A 25,837-nucleotide genomic window follows, 5' to 3' on the forward strand; every position below is an offset into this window, starting at 1 on the left:
ATGATGTTTGAAATTAATAAGGCTTATCATGGATTTAAATTGATAGAGGAGGGGAGAATAGATGAATTGCAGTCAATGGCAAGAATTTTTCAGCATGAAAAATCTGGTGCTAGGCTACTTCATTTAGAAAATAATGATGATAACAAAGTGTTTTCAATAGGATTTAGAACACCACCAACAGATAGTACAGGTGTACCGCATATTTTAGAGCATTGTGTATTATCAGGCTCTAGAAAATATACCACAAAGGAACCTTTTATGGATATGGTAAAAGGATCTCTGCAAACGTTTATTAATGCCATGACTTTCAGTGATAAAACTCTATATCCTGTAGCTAGTAGAAACGACAAGGACTTTTTCCATTTAATGGATGTTTACTTAGATGCAGTTCTATATCCAAAAATCTATGAAATACCTGATATTTTTATGCAGGAAGGCTGGCATCATGAATTATTTAGTAAGGAGGATAAAATTACTTACAAAGGTGTTGTTTATAATGAAATGAAAGGAGCATATTCATCTCCTGAGACCATATTAAGAGCAAATATAGCTAAATCCCTATATCCTGATACTTGTTATCAATATTCTTCAGGTGGAGACCCAGATATAATCCCGGAACTTAGCTATGAGGCATTTTTAGATTTCCATAGAAAACTCTATCATCCTTCTAATAGTTATATATATCTTTATGGTGATGGAGACATTGATAAACAACTTTCATTTATAAATGAAAATTATCTATCAAGCTTTGATAAAATTGAAGTTGATTCTTATATTGAAAAGCAAAAACCATTTACATCAAAATATGAAATAAAAGATTATTATTCAATTGGAATAGATGATAATGATGAGAATCGTACTTACTTAAGCCTTAATTTTGTATTAGGAGAAAGCTCAGATTTAGAAAACTATTTAATGAATAATATAATATCCCAATTATTAATAGATTCTTCAGCAGCACCTCTTAAGAAAGCGTTGATAGATGCAGGAATCGGTGAAGATATATTTTCAATGAATCTTGGAGGGTTGCAACCTGGTTTTGGAATAGTTGCTAAAAATACTTCCATAGATAAAAAGGAAGAATTCCAAGAGATTATATTTAACACTTTAAATAAATTAGTTAATGATGGACTGGATAAAAAATTAATTGAGGCTTGTATCAACATAGTTGAATATGATTTGCGAGAAGCGTCTAAATTCCCAACTAAAGGTATTATTTATAATATACTGTCCTTAAATAGTTGGCTTTACGATTGTAGTCCAATAAGTCATCTTAGATATGGAGAGGCTTTGAAAAAACTTAGGGCAAGTATAGATGTTGATTATTTTGAAGAATTTATTAGAGATAATATTATTAATAATACTCATAGTTCACTTGTTATAATAGAACCTAAAAAAGGTTTAGGGGAAGAAAAGGAAAAAAATCTTGAAGATAAATTAGATAAATATAAGGTAGCTCTTACTGAAAAACAAATAGAAACTTTAATTTTAGAAAACAAAAAACTTAAAGAAATGCAGCTATCTAATGATACTGAGGAAGCAAAAGCTACAATACCTAAACTATCTATATCTGATGTAGAACCTAAAGCTGAAGTTATTCCTCAGGGAGTAATAAAAGATAATGAAATAACTATGCTTTTCCATAATATATTTACTAGTAAAATTGCATACTTAGACTTATACTTTGATATGTCTATGGTTCAAGAAAAACATATTCCATATATAAATTTAGTAGCTGGGTTACTAGGAAAAATGGATACAAAAACAAAACTCTACTCGGAATTATCAAATGATATATATGTAAATACTGGAGGAATAGATTTTGACGCTAACGCATTAATAAAAGATGGAGATAGTGAGCAATTTAGTCCTAAATTTATTGTCAAAGGTAAAACTGTAGGAGATAATATTCCTAAACTAATAGAATTAATGTCAGAATTAATAAAGGATACAAAATTAGAAGATGAAAAGAGAATTAAAGAACTACTTCAACAAATAAAATCCCGAATGGAAATGGATATATTTAATAGGGGCAATGCAGTAGCTGCTAGAAGGGTAAGTTCTTATTTCTCGGCACCTTGGAAGTATATAGAGAAGTTAAAGGGACTAGACTTTTACTGGTTTATATCTGATGCTATTAAAAGCTTTGATGATAATAAGGAGGAGATTATATCTAACTTAAATGAAGTTTATAATACTATATTCAATAAAAATAACTTAATTATAAGCTTCACAGGAGATGAAGAGGATTTATCTATTGTTAGGGATAATTTACAAATTGTTACTGAAAGACTAAATAAAGAAGAGTTTATTCCACAGGAATACAGCTTTACTGAAGAAAGATTGAACGAAGGGATATTATCATCTGCTAATGTTCAATATGTATCTAAAGGATGTAATTTTAATAAGCTTGGTTATGATTATAATGGTAGTATGAGAGTTTTAGCCACCATATTAAATGGGGACTATTTGCATAACAGAGTTAGAGCACAGGGTGGAGCTTATGGTGTAGGTATATCTTTTGAAAAAACTGGCCATATGACTACTTTTTCTTACCGTGATCCTAACCTTAAGGAAACCATCTCCGTATATGATAATATGTCCGATTATGTCGCTAACTTAAGTTTGAATGAATCTGAGCTAATACAATATATTATAGGAACTATATCTCGTCTAGAACCAGCTATGACTCCACATATGAAGGGACAATTGGAAACTAGTAGATATATATCAAATATTACTCAAGAAGATATTCAAAAGATAAGGGATGAAGTTTTATCAACAAATCTAGAAGATATTAAAACTTTTGCACCACTACTTGCTGATACAATGAAACAAAATTATCTATGTGTATTAGGTAATGACAGCAAGATAAAAGATAATAAAGAGCTATTTAATAATCTAATAAAACTAATGAAATAAAAACATTGAATTAGCTGGGACATGGGTATAAAAACCATGTCCCAGTATGATAAGACTAGGATTTTGAAACAAGATCTATTTCTACTGGCTTACCTATTTCGATTTTAGTTTGTGGTGGCGGGGGCTTTACCACAGATGTACGAGAAGCAGTAGAGAGAAATTCCGAGGTTTATATAACAGGTGAAAAAGTATTATATACCATTGAATATGCAAAGTTCGTAGGGATAAATTTAATAGTAGGAAGTCATACTTTTACTGAAGTATTTGGAATCGAAAGCCTTGCTAAGAAGATTAAGGATAAATATAAGGATATTGAAATAATTAGATTAAAAGAAGAACATTTGGAAACAGAAAAGACGAGTCTAAATTAGTAGAAAGAATTAGAAAGTTGACCTAAAGAATGAACGTGTTAGGAGATAAGTATGAAGAAGATAATAAAAAATAAGAATAAAATTACCGAAACCATGATCCTAGCCTTAATTATATTGGAGCAAGGGATAAAGATAATAGTCAAAGCTTACTATGGTATAAAAACTCCAATAATAAAAGATATATTATACTTTGCACCTGTTTTAAATGACAACTACTCATATATAAATTCATTATTTAATTTGGGGTGGGGTAGAATTTTTCATATACTTCTGGTAGTATTTGTTTTGTTTTTTAGCTACTATGCTTTTAAATATTTAGAAGCTAAAGCTGCAAAAAATTCAATGATTAATATACTAAAAATATTTTTATTAGCAGGGATCATATGCTCATTAATAGATAAAATTTTTTGGAATGGTAGTCTAGACTATATACTATTAAAAGGATTTTTCGTATTTGACCTAAAGGATTGTTATTTAACTATTTTTGAAGTATTAGTAATTATGTTAATTATAAAAAATGGGAAAAAAGTTTCTAAAATAAATGACAAGGAACTGTTAAAGGATTATATTAAATTTATCAAAAAGGATTTTCTAACAAGAGGAGAATAGTTAAAAAGGTTGTAGGATATTTTCCTACAACCTTTTTTAACTAAGATTGTTTTTTAGTATAATAGATTAACTTTTCATATTTTACCATTCAATAGAAATCATAGACTTATCGATGGAAGTTAAGTCTTTTGCACCAGTTAATATCATAGTCTGAAGAAGTTGATTTTTCATCTCTTGAATTACTAGAGATACTCCCTCGCTATAACCACCAAAAGCACCAATAATAACAGGTCTACCTATTAAAACAGCATCCGCACCTAAAGCAATCATTTTAAATACATCTACTCCTGAACGGATTCCTCCATCTACGAGAATCATTATTTTACCCTTAACAGCTTCAGCTATTTCAGGTAGCACTTTAGCTGTAGATTCTGCATGATCCAATACTCTACCACCATGATTTGATACTACTATGGCCTTTGCTCCAACTTCAACTGCTAGAAGAGCCTCTTCCTTTGTCATCACACCTTTTAATATAAATGGCAAGTGAGTGGAGGAGATAATTTCCTTTAATTCTTCTACAGTTTTAGGTCCAACTGGAGTACCCTTTAAAGCCATAGTAATAAGTCCAGCACCATCAATATCCATTCCTGCAGCAATAGCATTTATATTTTCTGCCTTTCTTAAAGCTTCTATAACAATTTCGTTTTCCTTAGGTTTTATAATAGCAACACCTTTACCATCTACTTTTTTAAGGGCATCAAGACCAGAATCGTATAACTCTGGGTCAGCAGAATCTCCAATCATTGCTATTGTACCAGCAGATAAACTACCATTTACGACGCTATCTATGTATTCCTCTTCAGTTAGTGCACCACCCATATTGAATTCAGTACCAGTTATTGGAGCACTGATTATTGGCGTATCAAGTTTTGTATTAAAGAAATCAAAGTTTAAGTCAGGATTTTTGGCATCATGTATAGTTTTTAGTCTTAATTTAACTTTCCTTAAATCCTCTACATTTGATTTAAAAGCAGATCCTGTTAGAGAACCTCCCATGCCAGGCACTTCTCCTGCACAAGCAACTCCGTTACATACAGGACATACTCTACAATATCCCTTCATTTTTTCTCTTGCTATATTCCTAACTTCTTTTATATTCATTTTAAGTCCTCCCTTATTTATCATTAGTAGAATAATTGATTATGCTATTACATTATACAAGATACACTGAGAATTTTAAAGTTAGAATCTAGTAATAAGGTCAAGTTCAATAGGTTTACCTATTTCAATTCTATTATCTTGTACAATAGAATCGTATGCCAATATTTCAACACCATTTTTACTAGCAAGTTTAACAGCCTCAGAAAACTTACTATCCATTTGCCAATTTAATTTAAATATATTTGGTCCTTTCATCTGTATTAGAAAGAAAATTATTCCTCTATATCCCTGATTCACAGCTTCAATCATTTCCAATACGTGTTTAGTACCTCTTTCTGTAGGTGCATCTGGAAACATGGAAATCCCTTGTTCTTCTAAAGTAACTCCCTTTACTTCAATAAATCCTTTTTGATTTTCAGACTCAAAATATATATCAAATCGAGAATTGCCGAAATTAACTTCTCTTTTTATTTTTGTTAAATTATTGATCTCATTAATGGCATTGTCTTTGAGAGCTTGATAAACAACTGCATTAGGTACTTGGGAATCCATATTTACTAGCATATTGCCTTTCCAAACTGATATAAGAGAATATTTAGTTTTTCTGCTAGGATTATGACTACAATCTTCTAATAAGATTTTCGCCCCTGGCAGAAGTAACTCTTTACATCTTCCAGTATTTTTGACATGAACTATTTCCTCTTTTCCATTTATGAGGACTTCAGCTATAAACCTATTAGGTCTTTTTATAAAAATTCCCTCTACTATTTTTTTATATTCCATATTTTCTCCTTTGATAATTAATATTTAATATAATATTAATTATTGTATCATTGGGAATGTTTTATATCAATTTTTCTAATCATAAAGAAGTTGATGGGAAAATGAGGAAACTTTAATATCTGAAGCTAATATAATAGTTATAACTATTATATTAGGAGGTGAATTAAGTGAAATATATGTATATAGTTGATTATAAAGATGGATCTGCACTTAAAGAAAAAGTCAACCAATGGATAGATGAGAATGAAGAGAATATACTGGAAATTATAGATATAGAATATAACCAGGAAGGAAATTTATATTTTTCTATAGTTACTTATTTAGAAAGGGAAAAATAATAATTTTTTAATATTACTGAATAAAAGAAGGAATTTAGCAAGTAAATGTAGAATATTAAAGTAGGTAATATATAAATTTATTAAAGGAGATTAGAAATGGATAGATTCAAAGAAAATCGAGATTTTATGAAGTCAAAATTTATGGAGGATATAGTATCAGACCAGAAAAAGCAATTACCTCAGCCATCACTTCAAAAATCATATGGGGATTATATTGAAATAATTGAGTTACCTGATATAGATAAGAATATTATAGTTAAACAAGATATACATAAGTGCATATTAGAGAGGAAAAGCCATCGTGAATATACAGAAGAATCTTTATCAATAGGAGAACTATCTTATCTTCTATGGGCAACTCAAGGTGTAAAGGATATTAGAGGGGATAACTATGCAACAGTAAGACCAGTGCCATCAGCCGGAGCAAGACATCCCTTTGAGACATACTTAGCTATTCAAAATGTGAAAGGACTTAAAAGTGGGATTTACAGATATCTAGCATTAGAGCATAAACTATTGTTCTTATGTGAAGAAAAAAATATACCAGAGAAAATAACATCTGGAACCCTTGATCAAAAGTTTGCTGGAACTGCCGCAGTCAATTTTATCTGGAGCTGCTTACCATATAGAGGAGAATGGAGATACGATAAACTTGCACATAAGGTAATGCTTATAGATGCTGGTCACATGTGTCATGGATTATATATTGCCTGTGAGTCACTTGGATTAGGCACTTGTGCTATAGCAGCATATGATCAAAATCTTATGGATGATTTAGTTAAAGTAGATGGAAAAGATGAATTCGTAGTATATATGGCTCCAGTAGGTAGAGTTTAAGTTTATAATTTTCTTTGCCATCTACAGAAAAAACAAATAAAAATTGAAGGAGTTTTAATATGGTTAAAAAGTGGATATAGCTTCTTTATTTTCTATAATAAAAATAAAGGAGAGATGAGCATGAATAGTATTACTTATAAATATTTTAAAAATTTTAAACAAGAAGATATAAAGGCACTATATGATGATGCAGAGTGGATAAGCTATACAAAAGATTTACCTAGACTAATGAAAGCAATAGAATCATCTTTAATGGTTATTTCAGCATGGGATGGAGATAAGTTAGTAGGCTTAGTTAGAGTTGTAGGAGATGGACTAACTATAATATATGTTCAAGATATTTTAGTGTTACAATCCTACAAGAAAAAGGGGATAGGATCCAAGCTTCTAAAATTTATTTTAGATGAATATAAGGATGTTCGTCAAAAAGTTTTGTTAACAGATGAGAGAGAAGAGACTAGACGATTTTATGAAGCAAATGGATTTTTCTCTTGTGATAATGGTATGGTAGTGGCATTTGCCAAGTTTGACTAGAATAAAGTTTATAATAAGTACTCTACATCCCCCAGTGAAATATCTGGGGGATTGTATTAGATTGTTTATTGATAAATGTAATTTTTATATTATTTTATTAATTATGGGGAATTTTAGAAAAAAGTCTTGCATTTAATAATACTCATATGATATTATAAGACAATTTACTTTTTAGAATTAGAAATATTTAAGAGGTGGTAATATTGAAAAATAAGAAAATAAGGGATTATGGAATCAATATAGGTACTTTTAAAATCGGAAGTAATAATTCAATTACTGATGTGAAAGGTGTAAAGGTAGGTCATACAACTTTAGATGATGGAATTGTAAAGACTGGAGTAACTGCAATATTACCACATGAAGGAAATATTTTCAAAGACAAGCTAATAGCAGCGTGTCATGTGATAAATGGATTTGGAAAATCCACTGGTCTTATTCAAATTGAGGAATTAGGTACTATAGAAACACCTATCATACTTACCAATACACTTAGTGTTGGTATAGCCCATGAAACTTTAGTCAGGTACATGCTTAGTGAGAATGATGATATTGGCAATACAACTGGTACTGTAAATCCAATTATTTGTGAATGTAATGATGGAGTAATAAATGATATTAGAGGTCTTCATATAAAGCAAGAACATATTTATGAAGCTATAGAAAAATGTGATGTTGAATTTGCTGAGGGAAACGTTGGGGCTGGTAAAGGTATGATTTGCTATAATCTGAAAGGTGGTATCGGCTCATCATCTAGAATTATTGAATTAGGAAATACCCAATATACACTGGGAGTTCTAGTTCTAAGCAACTTTGGCTCCTTGGAAGATTTTATTTTAAATGGTGATCATATAGGACCTAAACTAGCTGAAAAAGTTAATCAAAAAAATGAAACAGAAGATAAAGGGTCTATAATTATAATATTAGCTACAGATATCCCTCTATCATCTAGACAGCTCAAACGAATAATAAAGAGAGTTTATCCTGGTATATCTAAAACTGGCAGCTATACAGGTAATGGAAGTGGTGAAGTTGTCATAGGATTTTCAACGGCTAATATAATCAAGCATTATGAAGAAAATGATGTAGTTGATATTAAGATAATTAATGAGAATAAGATAAATAAAATTTTTAAAGCAACAGTTGAAGCAACTGAAGAGGCAATATTGAATTCATTAATATGTTCTACTAGTTCTATTGGCAGAGATGGGAAGAAAGTATATTCATTAAAGGATTTAATATAAATATAAAAAGGATGGAATTAGTATGAATATTAATATAAGAAAAGCAGAAGAAAAAGATTTTAAAGATATATGGAATATATTTAAAGAGATTATAGTGAAGGGCGATACCTATGTATTCTCTCCAGATTCTAGTGAAGAGATAGCATATGATTATTGGTTTGGTAATAAGGTTATATCCTATGTCGCAGAATATGATGGAAAGATTCTTGGAATGTATAAGCTAATTGCTAATCAGCCTGATTTGGGATCCCATGTGGCAAACGCATTATTTATGGTTTCATCTGATTCTCGAGGAAAAGGATTAGGAAGACTAATGGGAGAACATTATAATCAAGTATTCATTATGAATATAAGGGGGAGAGTTTGTTGTACTACGGAGATAAAGTAAAATTAAGAGCATATAAAAAAGAAGATATTAAGTTGGCTTATGAATATATGAATGATAGCGAGGTAAAGAAATTATTAGTAAATAAAATACCCTATCCTATGATACTTGAGGAAGAAGAAAAATGGTTTGAAAGTCTTTTGAACTCTAAAGATACTTATAACTTTGCCATAGAAGATTTAGAAACAGGAAAATATATTGGAGGCTGTGGAATAAACAATGTTAATTGGTTAAACAGAGTAGCCATAATAGGAATATATATTGGGGACAAAAACTATTGGAGTAAAGGATATGGTACAGATTCAATAAAGATTTTAAATAAGTTTATATTTGAACAAATGAATATAAATAAGATTAAATTGAATGTATTTTCATTTAACGAAAGGGCAAAAAAATGTTATGAGAAATGTGGATTTAAAGTTGAAGGGATTTTAAAACAAGAACTTTTTAGGGATGGTAAATACTGGGATGAGTATTCTATGGCTATACTTTTTGAAGAATGGTGTAATGTTGAAAAAGTAAACAACTTATAATGATAGTGTTAAAAACATATTTCTAACCGATAAGGGATGAAGTAAATTGAGCCAAGATGAAAGAATATATGTTGTTGGAAATCAGAAAATAATAATAGAAGAAGGATCGGCGGGACAAAGAATTTTAGATATTGGTGGCGGTGGAGAAGGGATAATAGGCTTATGCTATGGTAATAGGGTAATTGCTATCGATCCAAGAAAAGATGAATTGGAAGAAACGCCAGAAGGACCATTAAAAATAGTTATGGATGCAAGAGAATTGTCTTTCTTAGATAATTCATTTGATGCTGTAACATCTTTTTTTACATTAATGTATATTAATAAAGATGATCATGAAAAGGTTTTTAAAGAGATATATAGAGTATTGAAGGATAATGGGGAATTTGTTTTGTGGGATGCTACGATACCAGAATATGATGGTGGTATAAAAGATATTTTTGTAATCCAGCTTGAAATAGAAACTCCTATTAAGGTGATTAAAACTGGCTATGGGGTTTCAAGAAAAGATAAGGTTCAAGATATTGAATATTTTACTAGAATTGGAGAAAGTATTGGATTCAACGTAATAAAAGAGGAAGTAAGAGATAAAGTATTTAAAATAATATTTAGGAAATAAATTGCAATCATTTAAAAATATCTAAATTTTAGTTAAGTTTATAAATGTGGTCGTTATATATTAATGGGAGAGGATAAGCTTGTTTATGAGAGAAATAACTATATTTATACTATATGCATAGGTGGGGATGAGCCAGTGCTAGTGAGGTTAACATACACTTATCAGTGGAATGTGGGGATTAACCTGCGTTACAGTGGTCAATATAAATAAATAAAATTGACAGAGGTTCGGATTTAGAGATTAAATATGTTCTAATGAAGTAGGAACTGAAAGTAATCGCTAACCCTAAAGGAACGGCGGTGAATTTGTCACTAGTTAATCAAGCCTAGAGAATAAAAGAAACTACAGAACCCATCCTCTTTGATTTAAATATACTAAATCAAGGAGGTTGTATATAGAATGGCAAGAAAAAAAGGAAATGAAGGATTTATCTGTGAAAACTGTGGAGAAAAAATTGGTCCAGTAACCAATGGAAGTTATAGAAATCATTGTCCCATATGCTTGTATTCTAAGCATATGGATATAGTTTCGGGAGATAGATTGAATGAATGTAAGGGGTTAATGAAACCAATAGGAATAAAACACAAGTCAGGTAAAGGATTACAAATAATCCATAAATGTTTAAGATGTGAAGAAGAGAAAGTTAATATTTTAGCTCAAAATACAATTCAAAGTGATTTATTGGAAAAAATATTGGAGCTATTTAATTAAAATAATGTTATATAGTGGTTGACATTTGCTTAAATTAATGACCACATCTTATAATCAAAAATCATATAGAATTTTAAAAATAATATAATAGAGGACTATAAATAATAAAGCCTGAAAGTAAGAGGTGAAGAAGTTATGAAAAAAATCGGCATTATAGGTGCTATGGCTCCGGAAATTGAGCTGTTAAAAAACAAGATTGATATTAATAGAGAAGATAATATTGCTGGATTTGATTTCTTTTTAGGTTCTATAGATGATAAAGATGTCATCATAACCCGTTGCGGTGAAGGTAAAGTAAATGCAGCCTCATGTACACAAATTTTAATCGACAGATTTGGAGTAGACAGTATTATAAATACAGGAATTGCTGGCGGATTACATGAATCAGTTAAAATCTGTGATGTAGTAATATCTAACAATGTAACACATCACGATGTAAGAAAGGCTCAGATGAAAAATTGTTTTCCCTATAGAGATTGTTTTGAATCTGATGAGAAATTAATTGAAGCCGCTATCAAAGCATGTAAATCACATCATAGTGAAAATTGGAATTATCATATTGGAAGAATAATAAGCGGAGAAAGCTTTATTCAAGATAGTAAAATAAAGAAAAATCTACTTAGAGACTATTCACCACATTGTGTTGAAATGGAAGGCTCTGCAATAGGACATGTTGCTTATATAAATAATATACCTTTTGTGGTCATCAGAAGTATATCAGATAATGCTGATGATGAGGCTACAATTAGTTATAATGACTTTGAAACTATTGCGGCTAATAAATCAGCAGAAATCGTTTTGGGTATGCTACAAATATTGTAGGTAAGAAATATTCCTAAGTATAAAAGTGGAGTGAGATATAATGAAACAATTAAAGCTAAAAAATGGACAAAGTTTAATTATTAGAACAGCAAAGAAGGAAGATGCCTTAAACCTGATAAATTATGTAAATAAAATAGGTGGAGAGTCAGATTTTCTTACATTCGGAGACAATGAATTTGATATAACTCTTGAAAAAGAAGAGGAAATAATTGAAAGTCATATAGATGCAGAAAATAAAATATATCTTATAGCTGAAATTGGAAATGAAATAGCTGGAAGTATAAATTATAGTGGAGGGGCTAGACAAAGAACTAAACATACGGGAGAATTTGGAGTTAGCGTTGCTAAAAAATACTGGGGGCTAGGAATAGGAAAAGAGTTAATTAAATATATGATAGACTGGGCAAAAGAAGGTAATGTAGTAAGGAAAATCAATTTAAGAGTAAGAGAAGATAATGAAACTGCTGTAAATCTATATACAAAATTAGGTTTTAAAAAAGAAGGTATTATATCTAGAGATTTCTATGTTGATGGTAGATACTATAGTTCTATATCTATGGGATTGGAAATTGATTAAACATTATGATCTTTAGCGTTAGTGATTTCTCGATATATAAATTTAAAATAAATTGTAAAGGAAGGATCAGGATGAAGCTTAAATTCGGTAATTGCTTGGTGCAGTTTATAAAATATGATAGCAGATTGTATCGAGCAGATTAATTAGTTATCAGTAAACTGCACTTTTTAGAAAACATCTAATATATTTTAAAAGGAGTGTAGTTTTATGAATTTAGAAAAATTAAAAGAAACTTGGAGATATGAAGAACGATATTCATTTAAAGGTTGGGATTTTTCTCATATAAACAATCGTATGGAAGAAGAAACACTACCATGGGATTATAAGAAATTAGTTAAATCATATATTAGTGAAGAAAAAATATTGCTTGATATGGGGACTGGTGGTGGAGAGTTTCTTTTATCTTTAAATCCCACAGAAGGAAAAACTTATGCCACAGAAAGTTATTTGCCTAATATAGAACTTTGTAAAAGTGTATTAACTTCCTATGGGATTGATGTAAGACCAGTTTCTGATGACAGCAATTTACCATTTGATGATAGATACTTTGATATTATAATAAATAGACATGAATCTTTCTGCGTAACAGAGATTAATCGTATTCTAAAACCAGGTGGAATTTTTATTACTCAACAGGTCGGAGGCATGAATAATAGAGAGATATCAAAGTTTTTACTAGGAGAGTATCCTAATATAACTGATATTGATTTAAATCTTGATAAAATTTTATTAGAGGCAAAAGCCATTGGAATGAGAATTATTGATACGGGAGAATGTTTCCCAAAAACATACTTTTATGATATAGGAGCATTTGTATTTTATGCAAAAATAATTGAATGGGAATTTCCAGGTTTTTCAGTAGAAAGATGTTTTAATAAACTTGTTGAATTACAAGCTAAGCTAGAAAAACAAGGATATATAGAAACATTAGAACATAGATATTTTTTAATAGCAGAAAAACAATAACTTAGGAAAATTAATATAACTTTCAAAGGCTTAGCTAAATCAAGCTAAGTCTTTGAAATACCTAGATAGATATAACTCAATATTATAATGACAAATTTAGTAGTAGCAAGAAATGGAGTAAGTTATTGATATAACATTTAAATTTTAAAACAGGGGGGAGAATTATGAAGGGTAATAGAATAGATATAGGAGTTAAGGCATTGATTTTTAATGAAGGTAAATTCTTAGTGATGCATAATAATGGGGTAGAAGAAGACCTATGGGAATTACCAGGAGGTCGAATGGAATTTGGTGAAACAGCAGAAGAAACTCTAAGACGAGAAATGATTGAAGAGACTGGATTGGTAGTTGAGCCAATAAGATTATTAGATACATGGAATTTAATTAGAGAGGATTATCAAATTGCAGGGATCATTTATTTATGTCAGTTTGAAGAAGGAGAAGTAAAATTATCAGATGAGCATGATGCATTTAAATGGATTGGTACAGACGAAAAGTCATTGCAAATGGTATATGAAGATTTTAGAGTAAGAATGTTAAACTGGAATTGGGATGAAATCAGAGGGGGAAACTATGTATATAGAATTAGATAAGGATGAGTATCAAATTGTAAGAAATTATTTTAATTTTAATTTTCAGATTCCTGCTGTAGCAGTTATTAATGGAGATTTTCCAGGAAAAATTTATGTAGATAATAAAGAAAATCCTAAAGGAATAATTGTATGGGCTATATCAAGATGGGCCTATGCATATTTTGAATTAGAGAGCTTGAAAAGGAATAGAGCATTTTTTAAAGAACTTATGATAAAAGAAATAACACCTATTATAGATGACTTAAAAGAGCAGTATTTTGAAGTATATTCCTTAAGTGATGATTATGATAAAATATTAGAAGAAGAAATAGAAGGATTTTGCCTATATGATAAACACTATGAAAATACATTTATCTTAAATGAAGAAAAGTTTAATAAATTAGAGTTGAAAAATATTAGTGGGGAGATACTTGAAAGAAACTTTCCAATCGTACCAGAAAGATATAAGAATTATTTTAAAATAATTGAGATGAATAAAGAAACACAGGGCATGATCCTCACAGTTGAAGGGAAAATAGTATCTCAGTGTATGAATAATGGATTTGAAAATGATAACAAATATTTTATAGACCTTGATACTTTTAGTGAAAAAGAAAGAAATAAAGGTTATGCATCAGTAGTAGCGTATGAACTGATAAGAGAACAAAGAAATAAAGGTATGAGACCACTTTGGGAAACTAGGGAAGATAATATACCATCCCTACGAGTAGCTGAAAAGCTAGGGTTTGAAAAAATAGAAAGATACCCTGCATATATATGGAAAAAGAAATTAAGAAGTAAATAAATCGCAAAGAGGTATTAATATTTATAGTGAATTAAATGGTTCGAAATAGTGGGAATATTTAATTTGAAATTTTTAGTTTAGGGCGAGTATTTATAATAAAGGGGGTTAATTCATGTTACATAAACTATCTGATAGAATTTTTTATATGGAACATAGAGATGAAACCGATAGGCCTATTTTAGGATTAATATCAGGTACAAAATATAGTATGATTGTTGATTCTGGAAATTCTCCAAATCATGCAAAGGAGTTCTTGAAGGAATTGGAACAAGTTGACATAGCACCTGTTAAGTATTTGGTTTTAACTCATCATCATTGGGATCATGTACTTGGGATAAAAGGGATGAATTTAATAACTATTGCACATGAAAGAACAAAAGAAGAGCTTGATAAGATGAGAGACTTAAAATGGGATGATGAGTCCATGGAAAAGCATATTGAAAATGAGATATTTCCCAAATCTGCTGTTGAGTGTATAAAAAAGGAAATCGAGGATAGGGAAAACCTTGAAATAGGAGAAATTGATATTACCTACAAGGATAGTTTAGAGATTGGCTTAGGCGGAGTGACTTGTATTATTAGAGCAATAGGAGGACCTCATACTGATGATTCTACTATGATATATATTCCAGAAGAGAAAACCATGTTTCTAGGAGATTCCATATATGGTAGAAGATATGATGGTTTATATGGATATGATAGAGACAAGTTATTTAATATGATAGAAATTATAGAGGAATATAATGACGTAGAGTATTATATAGCATCTCATGAGTCACTATGTGATAGAAAAGAAATCAATGATTTTTGGAATTATTTAAGAGTAGCTAATGAAATAGTAGGAGATAACAAATCTAATGAAGATGGAATAAAGAAATTTATTGATAAATTTAACAGAGAACCTTCTGAAGATGAAATTTTCTTTATTAATTGTTTTGCTGATATGAATAAAGTTAAAAGATAGAATAAAATATTATTTTAAGCAGAATAGGTAGGTGATAGTAAATGAAGTTGGTTTTAATATTTGGACCACAGGCAGTCGGTAAAATGGCAGTTGGACAAGAACTTGAAAAAATAACTGGATTAAAACTTTTCCATAATCATATGACAATCGAGCTGGTATCTAACTTTTTTAGCTATGGCTCAAAGGAAGGTAAAAGACTGGTTAGTTTATTTCGGCAAGAAATATTTGAAGAGGTAGCAAAAAGTGATTTAGAAGGGTTGATATTTACCTATGTATGGGCATTTGATATGCAAGAAGATTGGGATTATGTAGATAAGGTATGCAATATTTTCGAGTCAAGAGGTGGGGAAGTATACTTTGTGGAGCTAGAAGCAACCCTAGAGGAAAGATTAAAACGCAACAAAAGTCCCCTTAGGCTAGAGCATAAACCAACTAAGAGAAATATAGAATTTTCAGAAAGAGATTTAATAAGTACAATGGAAAGGTATAGGTTAAATTCAATAGATGGTGAAATCAAAAAGGAAAACTATATTAGAATAAACAATACAGAATTAAGTCCATTAGAAGTAGCACAAATGATTAAAGAAAGGTTTGAATTATAAATATATTGAGTATAAATAGAGTATTTAAGATTAGAACTTGACAGAAAGAATGGAGGGTCATAAATGACGATATATTTAACTAGACATGGAGAAACACAATGGAACAAAGAAGGAAGAATGCAAGGATGGAAGAATTCAGATTTAACCCCAAATGGCATTGAAAATGCAAAAAGACTTGGGCAGAGGTTAAAAGATATTGATTTTGATTATATATACTGTAGTCCTTTAGATAGGGCGGTAGATACAGCTAAATATATAAGGGGAGATAAAAACACAGAAATAGTGTTAACTGAATCTCTTAAGGAGATGGGATTTGGAAAATGGGAAGGTATGGAGCATGATAGAATAAAGGAATTGTATCCAATAGAACATTTTAATTTTTGGAATAAGCCTCATTTATATAATCAAATTGAAGGAGAAAGTTTTAATGAGTTATTTGAAAGAGTAAATGATGTATTAAATCAGATAATTAGTAACTCATCATTAGAGAATGTCTTAATAGTATCTCATGCAGTAGTTATTAAGGCAATTTATGCTATTATAAAAAAATATCCTTTAGAAGAACTATGGACTCCACCTTTTTTACAAGGAACTTCTCTCACTATAATTGAAGTGAAAGATGATGAAATCAATATAATATTAGAAGCCGATACTTCTCATATAGAATAATAAGAAAATGGAGGAAAAGTAATGTTTAAACATATAATTGATAATGATATAGAGCTAAGACTAGTAGACACACATCACTCAGAAGCGATGTTTAAGTCAATTGATTCAAATAAAGAACATCTGAGGAAGTATTTACCTTGGGTTGATAGTACGAAGACTGTAAATGATACAAAAGGGTTTATAGAGAGCACTAAGAAACAACATGCCGCAAATAATGGATTTAATGCTGGTATATGGTATAGGGGAGAATTTGCAGGTGTTATAGGCTTTCATAATATAGACCATAGTAATAAAAACGTAAGTATAGGATACTGGTTAGATGAAAGATATGTAGGTAAAGGAATAATGACAAAAGCGTGTAGAGAATTTGTTGATTATGCATTTAATACTTTGGAATTAAATAGGGTGGAAATTAGATGTGCAGAAGACAACCTTAAAAGTAGAGCTATTCCAGAGAGACTTGGATTTATTAAGGAAGGTATAATTCGAGATGGGGAATTACTTAATCATGGCTATGTAGACTCTGTTGTTTATGGAATATTGAAAAGAGAATGGAGTAAGTAATATTATTGATTTCAATGTTATAAGGGGGCTATACCATGGCAACGTTAGTGAATTTGCAAATCAATCAGCCTAAATATATAGATATAGATACAGATTTACGTTTAAGAAAATTTGATGGTAAATTTGATTTTGCCTTAAACTGGTATAAAGACGGAGAAGATGCTGAATTATATGATATTGATAAACTTGAAAGGATGTATAATTATTTAGATAATAAGGGAGAACTGTATTTTATTGAGGTTAAGACAGAAAATGAATATATCCCAATAGGAGATGTAACATTTTGGAAAGAGGATATGCCAATAGTAATAGGAGATAAAGATTATCGCGGAAAAGGAATAGGATACAAAGTTATTAATGCCTTAATACAAAGAGCAAAGATACTTGGCTATGATGAAATATATGTTAATAAGATATATTCATATAATGCAGCATCACAGAAAACCTTTGAAAAAGCAGGATTTAGAAAATATAAAGAAAATAAAAATGGATATTCATATATTTTAAAGCTAAAATGATGATTTATAAATTTAAAATCGAAGAAATTATAAATTAGCATAAAATTAGAGAAATATTTCATAACATAATAAAGATGGAGATTTTATAAAAGGAATGGATAGAGTAATAATTGCTTTAGACCATAAGAGAGAAATATAACTAATAATAAAAACTGAAACATTAATATATGAAACAAAATAGATAGCAATTGCTATCTATTTTTGCTTATTGAATAAATTGGAAGAAAGTGTCAACAATATTTATAACATAATGGGAAAGGCGTTGTTATAAATGCTATTTAGTTATTTTATGAGAAAGGTTGTACGATGGCAAAATCTTAGTAGACGAGAACATGAAAATAAAGATTATTTAGATATAGATATATCAAAGAATTTAGAAGAAAATATAAAATTTTTCAAGCTGATTTTAGGTAATAGTAGTGATATAAAAATACATGAATTTATGTTTGGAGATTACTGTGAATTTAATGGGGTGCTTATATATATTGATGGGCTTGTAGATAGTTCAGTGATTACAGAAAGCATATTAAAGCCCATAATGTTAAATAAAAATTTTAAAGAAGATGTAATAGAAAACTTTAGTATAGAGGACCTGCAGAAATGCATCATTTGTTCAGGAGACATTGAAAAAAGTAGTAAATATTCAGATTTACTTGAAAGGTGTCTTTCTGGAAATACAATATTGTTAGTAAATGGATTATCTGAAGGATTAATTATAAGTACACAAAGTTGGCAGAAAAGAAGTGTTACAGAGCCTCAAACAGAATCAGTAGTTAGGGGGCCGAGAGAAGGTTTCACAGAGGATTTTAGGACAAATACATCTCTTTTGAGAAGAAGAATTAAAAGTCCTCAATTTAAAATGGAAAATATGATAATTGGGAGAAAAACATATACCAATATATGTATTGCATATATTGAAGGAGTAGTAAAGCCAGATGTCCTCAAAACTTTAAGAAGTAGATTGAGGAGTATAGATGTGGATTCTATAATAGATTCAAGTTATGTAGAAGAATATATCGAAGATTATCCTTTTTCAATATTTTCTACAATAGGATATAGTGAAAAACCAGACGTGATTGCTGCTAAAGTCCTTGAGGGACGTATTGCTATTGTAGTAGAAGGAAGTCCATTTGTATTAACAGTTCCAATGTTATTTGTGGAAAGTTTTCAAACAGCAGAGGACTATTATGTAAGGCCAATATATGCATCTATTATTAGAATGATGCGATTTCTAGCATATCTTATTGCAATTTTTGCAGTTCCAGGGTTTATTGCATTAACGACTTTTCATCAAGAACTAATTCCAACAACTCTTTTATTTACAGTGGCAAATGCTAGGGAGGGGACCCCTTTTCCAGCGCTATTAGAGGCATTAATAATGGTTATATCATTTGAAATATTAAGGGAAGCTGGTCTAAGATTACCTCGACCTATAGGTCAAGCAATTAGTATAGTAGGAGCCTTAGTCATGGGAGAGGCAGCAGTATCTGCTGGAATAGTGGGAGCACCTTTGGTGATAAGTGTTGCCATAGCGGCTGTAGCTGGATTTATAATACCAGAACAGGCAGATTCTATTTCTATACTTAGGATAATTATGATGATTTTAGCATCTGCATTAGGAGGGTTTGGTATATCTATGGGATTTTTAGGGATGCTGATACATCTATCTATATTAGAACCTTTTGGTATACCATATTTTGCATCTATAAAGTTTTCACAAGACCAACAAGATAGTTTTGTCAGGTTGCCACTTTGGATTATGAAAGATAGACCAGATGAATTGGCTTATATAGATGATACTAGGAAAAAAACGTTTATTCCTCCAAATGAAGAGAATGATAATAATATAAAAAAATAGGAGTTAGTATATGAGAATTAAGAAGATATATTTAATTAAAATCATTATAATCACATCAATTGCTTTTATTTTAGTGGGATGCTGGGACAATAGAGAATTAGACACTCTATCGATAGTAACTGGAGTTGGTATTGATGCAACAGATAATGATGATAATATTAGTCTTATATTACAGGTAGGAGAAATAGGTAAAGATAATTCTGGTTCATTCAAAAGTGAAGGGTCTAATGATGAATCAGCAACTTTAGAAGCAGAAGACAAAAGCATATTATCTGCCATCGAAAAGCTTCAGAAACAAATTACTAGAGATTTATTTATGCATCATAATCAAGTAGTTATATTTGGAAAAGAACAGGCTAGAAAAGGTGTACAGCCTTATATAGATGCATTTCTCCGGCAATATGATATACGTATGGAAACTTTAGTATTTATTGCAGAAGATAAAGCTAGAGATATTCTTAATAATACTATGGATCAAGATAGAATATCTGCTCTAGGAATTACTAAAATGATGGAATCTGTTGACAGATATTATGAATCTTATTCAGTTAGAATAATAGATCTTGTTTCTATGATAATAGATAAGACTACGGATTCTGTAATTCCTATTTTGAAATTAGATAATAACGAGGGGAATACAAGATTAGCTTTATCAGGATTAGCAATTTTAAATGATGGAAAACTTATAGGTGAATTAGATGATACTGAGACCAAAGGATATACTTGGATTACTGATAAATATAAAAATACATTTCTAAAAGTAGAGGCAGAAGAAGGTCTTGCAAACTTAAATATAATACATATAAGACACAAGCTTGAACCGGAAATCAGAAATGGGAATGAATTAGTAATATCACTGGAGATTATTGGAGATATGGTGATTTCTGAAATACAAGAATTTAAAAACATGACAATTGAAGAAGTATCCAATATTCTCTTAGATGAAGGAAAAAAAGCAATAGATAAAGAAATACAAGCTTGTCTACGTAAAAGTAAAGATTTAAACGCAGATTTTTTAGGTTTTGGGACAAAATTTTATAAAAAATTCCCTAAAGAATGGAAAGAGATAAAAAATAATTGGAATAGCATATATCCAGAAATTAAAATATCTACTAATATAAGATTGAATTTAATAAATACTGGTAAAATTGTAAATTCACTAAATATGAAGGGGGAAGATTAGATGAAAATAGATAAGGGAAAAATTTCAGGAATTCAGTTTATGTTTACAGTGGCTTGCTTTATACAATCTTCATCTCTTTTGACATCATTTTTTACATCAATTACAAATCAGGATTCATGGATAATTGTGATAATGGGTTTTATAGTTTCAATAATCCCTTTATTGATATATGGATATATTATGAAGACATTTCCAGATGAAAATTTAATAGAAATAAATGATATAGTTTTTGGGGGCATAATAGGAAAGATATTTTCAGTACTATATTTATGGTTTTTCATGACATTATCATCCTTAAATATACGAGATCTAGGAGATTTTGTACAAAGAACCACAATGACAAAAACACCTCCTATAATTGTCATAAGCATATTTGTTTTATTATGTGCTTGGACAGTAAGAAATGGAATAGAAGTTGTGACTAGATATAGTATGTTTTTTACATTAATTGCAATATTAATAGTTATATCTACAAGTCTTTTGACGATAAATCAAATGAATATAGATAATTTCTTGCCTATTTTTGATCAGCCTAAGATGGTATATATTCAGGGGACTCATATTATATCGACTATTCCCTTCGGAGAAATTGTAGTGTTTTTAATGATTAACTCAAATTTAGAAATTGAACCCAAGAAAAGAAGAAAATATTTTATTTATGGATTTATAATTGGAGGTTTAACTCTATTAACTATAGTTCTTAGAGATACAGCCGTATTAGGGAATACAATGAAAATATTTTCTTTACCATCTTTTGAGACCCTTCGCCTAATAAGTATACACTCTACATTAAGTAGAGTAGAAGTTCTCTTTGCAGTTAGCTTAATTATATTAATGTTTTTTAAGATTTGTATATTATACTATGTAACAGTAATGAGCGTAGCATATATATTTAAGTTAAAATCTTTTAAATCCTTAGTCGCAAGTATAGGTGTGATTAGTATAATATATTCTTTTAATATATATCCTACAGTAATAGAACATATGAATTCTGCAAGTAAAACAGCACCATTTCAATGGCTCTTATATGAGACTATACTACCACTTATTACTATGATAGTTATTAAAATTAGGAAATTGCCTAAATTAAAAAAGGGAATGATTTCATGATATATGTATTTGTAGTTTTTATAATCATAGCATTAAGGGATTTAAAAGGATTGATAAAATCAAATAGAAAAAAAGAATTCAAGGTAACGCTTTCAATGATGATTATAGCTTTCATCTTATCTACCTTATATGCCTTAGACTATAGAATACCAAGCCCCATGGTGGCATTAGATAAATTTGTCAGTGATGTACTAGGATTAGGGTATTAAAAATTAATTTATATATAAATAGAAACTATTAAGATTATCTTAATAGTTTCTATTTGTTTTAAATCAAGATTATCAATAATTATTATACTGAATATTGGACTTATGATATTGAAAATTGCAAAAAGAAAAAAGGACAGAGTATAAAACCATCTCTATCCCTTTTATATCAAGTGTTGCCGTTCTTTTGTCAATTTGTCATAATTGATATTGTGTCAAACTCACGTAATACAAAAAAGCTACTAATATCTTTGAGTTTTAATCAATTGCATTTGCTTAAAACTCAGGTTAGTTTATTCTAACCATCTTTTTAAAGTTTCAAATAGTTTTTTGTCGCTATCCCTACCTGCTTTTAAATTTTCTATAAATTTTCCTCCCATAACCATATTATTATATTTGGTTGGCCCAAATGAGTGTCCGACATCATCGTAAGCAATTAGTTGGTGTTCTCCTTTATGCTCTTCTATAATATTTTGTGCCATTCTATAAGAAGGCCAAAGTTGATCATCTTTTCCTGCGATAATTAAAATGTTTGCTTTCACAACACTTGTATCTATCTTAGCTTCCTCCACATTACCACTTTCTTCAATAAGATATGTAAAGAACGTCTCTAATATTATAGGTTTTTTTTCTAATTTTTTGGCTATATCTCTTCCCTTTTTATCTTTAAATAAAACAGATTGTTTTAAAAATGGGATTTCTTTTCCCTTATAAGTCCAAGAAGGAAGTTCTTTTCCAAAGTCATCAAAACTACCTCCAAATGAATATGCTGATGGAGCGTATAGTACTAAATTATCAATTTTATCTTGATAATTACTTGCTAATATTAAAGCTAACTCCGCCCCTCTGGAACTTCCAATTACAGTTACAGGCTTAGTCCGATTAGAATTATTTTCAATCTTTTCATATAATTCTTCAAAGAAATCTATAGGAACATTGGATATAGATTCTCTTTGGTTTTCTTGCCCAAAATAATACATAGAATATACTTCATAACCTTCTTTAGCAATCTTTCTTGCAAGCTTAAGATTGCTACCACCCTCACTACCACCAAAGGTAATTATTACTCCTTTTCCAGTTATTTTTTTTGGTTGTATATGATAACCATTTATATATTGTCCTATAACCATTTCTTGATCTAAATTTATTCCTTGTATTTGATATATAATTCTAGGCATAAAAATAAAAATTAATAATAATCCTATAAGAATAAAAATTATTTTAAACTTTTTCGATTTCATTTCTTAAATTCCTTTCTATTTATTAATTATAAGTGAACTACTCACCACTTATAGAAGTGGGAGCTTCCGAAGAAGTTTGATAGCTAAGCTATCCTTATTCTTTTAGGCGTATCCACTTCGCCTCTATTGTATAGGATTCTTAGATCCACAACTTTACTTTTCTTTAATATATTTAGTGCTGCATTTACATCTGCATTTAAGGTAGTACCTGTACTTGTTTTATATAATCCTCTTTTTATTCTTTTTCCACTAAAACCCTCTGAGGTTTTATCTCCTATTGTTGGTATTTCATCTTTATCAAAGAAACTTGCTTTAGATGTATAGCTTTCTTCTTGTTTTATATAGGTTATATTGTATAGTTTGCATAGATAGTCTAACTTATCTTTTATATTTCCTATAGGGATATTTACAAAGTTTTGATTGTTGACTTTTCCTATATTTATTTTATTTTGTATATCTTCGTTATATCCTAAGACTATTGTACCTATATCATTATTGATACAGTAATTAGTTATATATCTACAGGCTTTATTTATATAGTCATTGACTTGATTATTTCTCTTTCTAGTAATTATTACTTGATATTTTGTTATTCCTTTTATTTTTTGTTTATCCTTTATACTCTGGTATTTAGTCATTTGTTTGTTATACCATTGGTTTATGGATTTAAGTTTATTGCCATCTACTATGAAAGATTTGCCTTTATTGGTTACACAGGTTGCCAGATTATTTATTCCTAAATCTATTGAAAGTGCATTTTGCTTATTTAATTCCCTTTGCTCTTCTTCTACCTTATAGGTATATTGAATTTCAAAGTACCTTCCAGATAGTTTAGGTACTATTCTAATCTCTTTTATTGCTTTATCTTTTAATATTATTGGTATTGTTATTATGATAGGCTTGTGATTCCTTTTATATGTATTGGAATAGGGAAGTATTAGTTTATTATTATTAAGTCTAACAAATCCAATTATTAGTGTGAAAAATTCTTCTTTTTTAAGATATTTAGGAATATTTACTTTAGAATTATATTTACCTAGTTTTTTTAGTTTGAGAAATTCAAAAAATGACTTAAATGTTCCATCTACTTCTTTTAGTATTTGTTGACTCATATTGCTATTTAGTATTTTGTAATTCTCATTATTTTTACATAGTAGATTATTCTTACCATAACTAAGATATTCACCTGTTTCAAAGAAATATTGTCTAATATTATATAGGGCTACATTATATAGATTTTTAGCAGTATGAGATAGTTCCCTTAAGATTAGATATTCTTCTTTGGTAAGGTTTTTAACTTGTTGCTTTACTGTTAAATACACTGTTTTCACCTCCATTCTATGAATATATTTTATCACAGAACAGAAGTTTGTTCAATGTGTTTATTGCCAATTATTGCAATTCATCACCCACTTATAGAAGTGGATGTATTCTTGCTGGTCTTTTTGATAAAATACAACATTAAGTAGTGTAAAAATATGGTGTATATGCTATTATTGATGTAAATAAGAAGTGTTATAGTAATATGTTTTTTGGAGGTATCTTATGATAATTTGGATTAACGGAGCGTTTGGAAGTGGAAAAACAAATACAGCATATGAATTAAATAGAAGAATAGAGAATTCATATGTATATGATCCAGAAGAAGTAGGATATTTTATTCGAGATAATATACCTAAGAAACTGAAGCTAAATGATTTTCAAGATTTCACAATTTGGAAGGATTTTAATTATCAAATGCTTGAATATATGAGTATACATTATGATGGGGTAATCATAGTGCCTATGACAATAACAAGTGAACTATACTATAATGAAATACTTGAAAGATTGAGGAAAAAAGATATTGATATTAAACATTTTACTTTGGTAGCTAGTAAGGAGACTTTAATAAAAAGATTGAGAAAAAGAGGTGATAGCAGCAATTCATGGGCTGCTAAGCAGATTAATAGATGTGTAGAAGCTTTATCTAATCCTATTTTTAAAGAGCATATTGATACAAACAAGATGACAATTTATGAGGTGGTTGATTATATAGGTGAATCATGTAATATTGATTTGTTACCTGAGGAGAGAAATCTAGTTAAGAAAAAGCTATATAAAACTAAAATATGGCTTAGACATATTAGACTATGGAGATAGTACTATAGATCCACTTATGAAGATTATCAGTTAGAGAAATGGAGGAGATAAAGC

At 29.5% G+C, this 25,837-nt stretch carries 30 protein-coding genes; 26 read left to right on the forward strand and 4 right to left on the reverse strand.

What is annotated here, in order from left to right; translation table 11 throughout:
- The first annotated feature begins 3 nt into the window (after positions 1 to 3).
- From RBU61_RS02180 to RBU61_RS02185, 3 genes are all read left to right on the forward strand, one after another.
- Positions 4 to 2,922, forward strand: coding sequence for an insulinase family protein (locus RBU61_RS02180; protein ID WP_308877901.1), 2,919 nt, complete (start codon positions 4 to 6; stop codon positions 2,920 to 2,922).
- 101 nt (positions 2,923 to 3,023) lie between these two features.
- Positions 3,024 to 3,293 carry a Nif3-like dinuclear metal center hexameric protein gene (locus RBU61_RS19460; RefSeq protein ID WP_374212505.1) on the forward strand — a complete coding sequence of 90 codons (270 nt, stop codon included), beginning with the start codon at positions 3,024 to 3,026 and terminating at the stop codon, positions 3,291 to 3,293.
- 51 nt (positions 3,294 to 3,344) lie between these two features.
- Positions 3,345 to 3,902 (forward strand): signal peptidase II, encoded by a 558-nt coding sequence (locus RBU61_RS02185; RefSeq protein WP_308877903.1) that lies wholly within the window; start codon positions 3,345 to 3,347, stop codon positions 3,900 to 3,902.
- An 81-nt stretch (positions 3,903 to 3,983) separates the two neighbouring features.
- Here the strand turns inward: RBU61_RS02185 and RBU61_RS02190 are convergent, their stop codons facing one another.
- Together RBU61_RS02190 and sfsA are read right to left on the reverse strand one after the other, a co-directional pair.
- On the reverse strand, positions 3,984 to 5,006 hold the full coding sequence (locus RBU61_RS02190) for an alpha-hydroxy-acid oxidizing protein (protein ID WP_308877905.1): 1,023 nt from the start codon (positions 5,004 to 5,006) through the stop codon (positions 3,984 to 3,986).
- An 81-nt stretch (positions 5,007 to 5,087) separates the two neighbouring features.
- Positions 5,088 to 5,789: a DNA/RNA nuclease SfsA gene (gene sfsA, locus RBU61_RS02195; protein WP_308877906.1), complete on the reverse strand. Its 702-nt coding sequence runs from the start codon at positions 5,787 to 5,789 to the stop codon at positions 5,088 to 5,090.
- Positions 5,790 to 5,956: 167 nt separating this feature from the next.
- On the opposite strand from sfsA, the gene RBU61_RS02200 reads away from it, so the two are divergent.
- The 22 genes from RBU61_RS02200 (at position 5,957) to RBU61_RS02305 (ending at position 22,403) form a co-directional block, all read left to right on the forward strand.
- Complete coding sequence (locus tag RBU61_RS02200; protein ID WP_308877909.1) at positions 5,957 to 6,127, forward strand: hypothetical protein; 171 nt, start codon at positions 5,957 to 5,959, stop codon at positions 6,125 to 6,127.
- A gap of 96 nt (positions 6,128 to 6,223) precedes the next feature.
- Positions 6,224 to 6,964, forward strand: a complete 741-nt coding sequence (locus tag RBU61_RS02205; RefSeq protein ID WP_308877911.1) for a SagB/ThcOx family dehydrogenase — start codon at positions 6,224 to 6,226, stop codon at positions 6,962 to 6,964.
- A 120-nt stretch (positions 6,965 to 7,084) separates the two neighbouring features.
- Complete coding sequence (locus RBU61_RS02210; protein ID WP_308877913.1) at positions 7,085 to 7,498, forward strand: GNAT family N-acetyltransferase; 414 nt, start codon at positions 7,085 to 7,087, stop codon at positions 7,496 to 7,498.
- Between the two features lie 203 nt (positions 7,499 to 7,701).
- Complete coding sequence (locus RBU61_RS02215; RefSeq protein ID WP_308877915.1) at positions 7,702 to 8,739, forward strand: P1 family peptidase; 1,038 nt, start codon at positions 7,702 to 7,704, stop codon at positions 8,737 to 8,739.
- 22 nt (positions 8,740 to 8,761) lie between these two features.
- On the forward strand, positions 8,762 to 9,127 hold the full coding sequence (locus RBU61_RS02220; RefSeq protein ID WP_308877916.1) for a GNAT family N-acetyltransferase: 366 nt from the start codon (positions 8,762 to 8,764) through the stop codon (positions 9,125 to 9,127).
- Entirely contained in the window at positions 9,106 to 9,657 is a 552-nt protein-coding gene (locus RBU61_RS02225) for a GNAT family protein (protein WP_308877918.1), read from the forward strand. Before RBU61_RS02220 ends, RBU61_RS02225 begins: the two co-directional genes overlap by 22 nt.
- Before the next feature lie 46 nt (positions 9,658 to 9,703).
- Positions 9,704 to 10,273 carry a class I SAM-dependent methyltransferase gene (locus tag RBU61_RS02230; RefSeq protein ID WP_308877919.1) on the forward strand — a complete coding sequence of 190 codons (570 nt, stop codon included), beginning with the start codon at positions 9,704 to 9,706 and terminating at the stop codon, positions 10,271 to 10,273.
- Positions 10,274 to 10,672: 399 nt separating this feature from the next.
- Entirely contained in the window at positions 10,673 to 10,984 is a 312-nt protein-coding gene (locus RBU61_RS02235) for an RNHCP domain-containing protein (protein WP_308877921.1), read from the forward strand.
- Positions 10,985 to 11,119: 135 nt separating this feature from the next.
- Positions 11,120 to 11,806, forward strand: a complete 687-nt coding sequence (locus tag RBU61_RS02240) for a 5'-methylthioadenosine/adenosylhomocysteine nucleosidase (protein ID WP_308877923.1) — start codon at positions 11,120 to 11,122, stop codon at positions 11,804 to 11,806.
- Positions 11,807 to 11,846: 40 nt separating this feature from the next.
- Positions 11,847 to 12,383 carry a GNAT family N-acetyltransferase gene (locus RBU61_RS02245; protein WP_308877925.1) on the forward strand — a complete coding sequence of 179 codons (537 nt, stop codon included), beginning with the start codon at positions 11,847 to 11,849 and terminating at the stop codon, positions 12,381 to 12,383.
- Between the two features lie 207 nt (positions 12,384 to 12,590).
- Positions 12,591 to 13,349: a class I SAM-dependent methyltransferase gene (locus RBU61_RS02250; protein WP_308877928.1), complete on the forward strand. Its 759-nt coding sequence runs from the start codon at positions 12,591 to 12,593 to the stop codon at positions 13,347 to 13,349.
- 164 nt (positions 13,350 to 13,513) lie between these two features.
- Positions 13,514 to 13,942, forward strand: coding sequence for an NUDIX domain-containing protein (locus RBU61_RS02255; RefSeq protein ID WP_308877930.1), 429 nt, complete (start codon positions 13,514 to 13,516; stop codon positions 13,940 to 13,942).
- Complete coding sequence (locus RBU61_RS02260) at positions 13,923 to 14,726, forward strand: GNAT family N-acetyltransferase (RefSeq protein WP_308877931.1); 804 nt, start codon at positions 13,923 to 13,925, stop codon at positions 14,724 to 14,726. The genes RBU61_RS02255 and RBU61_RS02260 overlap by 20 nt, the downstream gene beginning before the upstream one ends.
- 112 nt (positions 14,727 to 14,838) lie before the next feature.
- A complete protein-coding gene (locus RBU61_RS02265; protein ID WP_308877932.1) occupies positions 14,839 to 15,690 on the forward strand; it encodes an MBL fold metallo-hydrolase in 852 nt (283 codons plus the stop codon).
- A 41-nt stretch (positions 15,691 to 15,731) separates the two neighbouring features.
- A complete protein-coding gene (locus RBU61_RS02270; RefSeq protein ID WP_308877933.1) occupies positions 15,732 to 16,292 on the forward strand; it encodes an AAA family ATPase in 561 nt (186 codons plus the stop codon).
- 63 nt (positions 16,293 to 16,355) lie between these two features.
- Complete coding sequence (locus RBU61_RS02275) at positions 16,356 to 16,961, forward strand: histidine phosphatase family protein (RefSeq protein ID WP_308877934.1); 606 nt, start codon at positions 16,356 to 16,358, stop codon at positions 16,959 to 16,961.
- Positions 16,962 to 16,982: 21 nt separating this feature from the next.
- A complete protein-coding gene (locus RBU61_RS02280) occupies positions 16,983 to 17,525 on the forward strand; it encodes a GNAT family protein (RefSeq protein ID WP_308877935.1) in 543 nt (180 codons plus the stop codon).
- A 35-nt stretch (positions 17,526 to 17,560) separates the two neighbouring features.
- Positions 17,561 to 18,043 (forward strand): GNAT family protein, encoded by a 483-nt coding sequence (locus tag RBU61_RS02285; protein ID WP_308877936.1) that lies wholly within the window; start codon positions 17,561 to 17,563, stop codon positions 18,041 to 18,043.
- A 271-nt stretch (positions 18,044 to 18,314) separates the two neighbouring features.
- A complete protein-coding gene (locus tag RBU61_RS02290) occupies positions 18,315 to 19,901 on the forward strand; it encodes a spore germination protein (protein WP_308877937.1) in 1,587 nt (528 codons plus the stop codon).
- 10 nt (positions 19,902 to 19,911) lie between these two features.
- On the forward strand, positions 19,912 to 21,084 hold the full coding sequence (locus tag RBU61_RS02295) for a Ger(x)C family spore germination protein (protein ID WP_308877939.1): 1,173 nt from the start codon (positions 19,912 to 19,914) through the stop codon (positions 21,082 to 21,084).
- Positions 21,085 to 22,194, forward strand: a complete 1,110-nt coding sequence (locus RBU61_RS02300; RefSeq protein WP_308877940.1) for an endospore germination permease — start codon at positions 21,085 to 21,087, stop codon at positions 22,192 to 22,194. It begins immediately after the preceding gene.
- Positions 22,191 to 22,403: a hypothetical protein gene (locus RBU61_RS02305; RefSeq protein ID WP_308877941.1), complete on the forward strand. Its 213-nt coding sequence runs from the start codon at positions 22,191 to 22,193 to the stop codon at positions 22,401 to 22,403. Before RBU61_RS02300 ends, RBU61_RS02305 begins: the two co-directional genes overlap by 4 nt.
- 290 nt (positions 22,404 to 22,693) lie before the next feature.
- Here the strand turns inward: RBU61_RS02305 and RBU61_RS02310 are convergent, their stop codons facing one another.
- Positions 22,694 to 23,641 carry an alpha/beta fold hydrolase gene (locus RBU61_RS02310; protein ID WP_308877942.1) on the reverse strand — a complete coding sequence of 316 codons (948 nt, stop codon included), beginning with the start codon at positions 23,639 to 23,641 and terminating at the stop codon, positions 22,694 to 22,696.
- Between the two features lie 83 nt (positions 23,642 to 23,724).
- Positions 23,725 to 24,963 carry a transposase gene (locus tag RBU61_RS02315; RefSeq protein ID WP_308877943.1) on the reverse strand — a complete coding sequence of 413 codons (1,239 nt, stop codon included), beginning with the start codon at positions 24,961 to 24,963 and terminating at the stop codon, positions 23,725 to 23,727.
- A gap of 223 nt (positions 24,964 to 25,186) precedes the next feature.
- Between RBU61_RS02315 and RBU61_RS02320 the strand changes: the two genes are divergently transcribed.
- Entirely contained in the window at positions 25,187 to 25,783 is a 597-nt protein-coding gene (locus RBU61_RS02320; RefSeq protein WP_308877944.1) for an AAA family ATPase, read from the forward strand.
- The last annotated feature ends 54 nt before the right edge of the window (positions 25,784 to 25,837 follow it).

This window comes from Tissierella sp. MB52-C2, assembly GCF_030931715.1.
In the GTDB taxonomy this organism is placed as follows: Bacteria; Bacillota; Clostridia; order Tissierellales; family Tissierellaceae; genus Tissierella.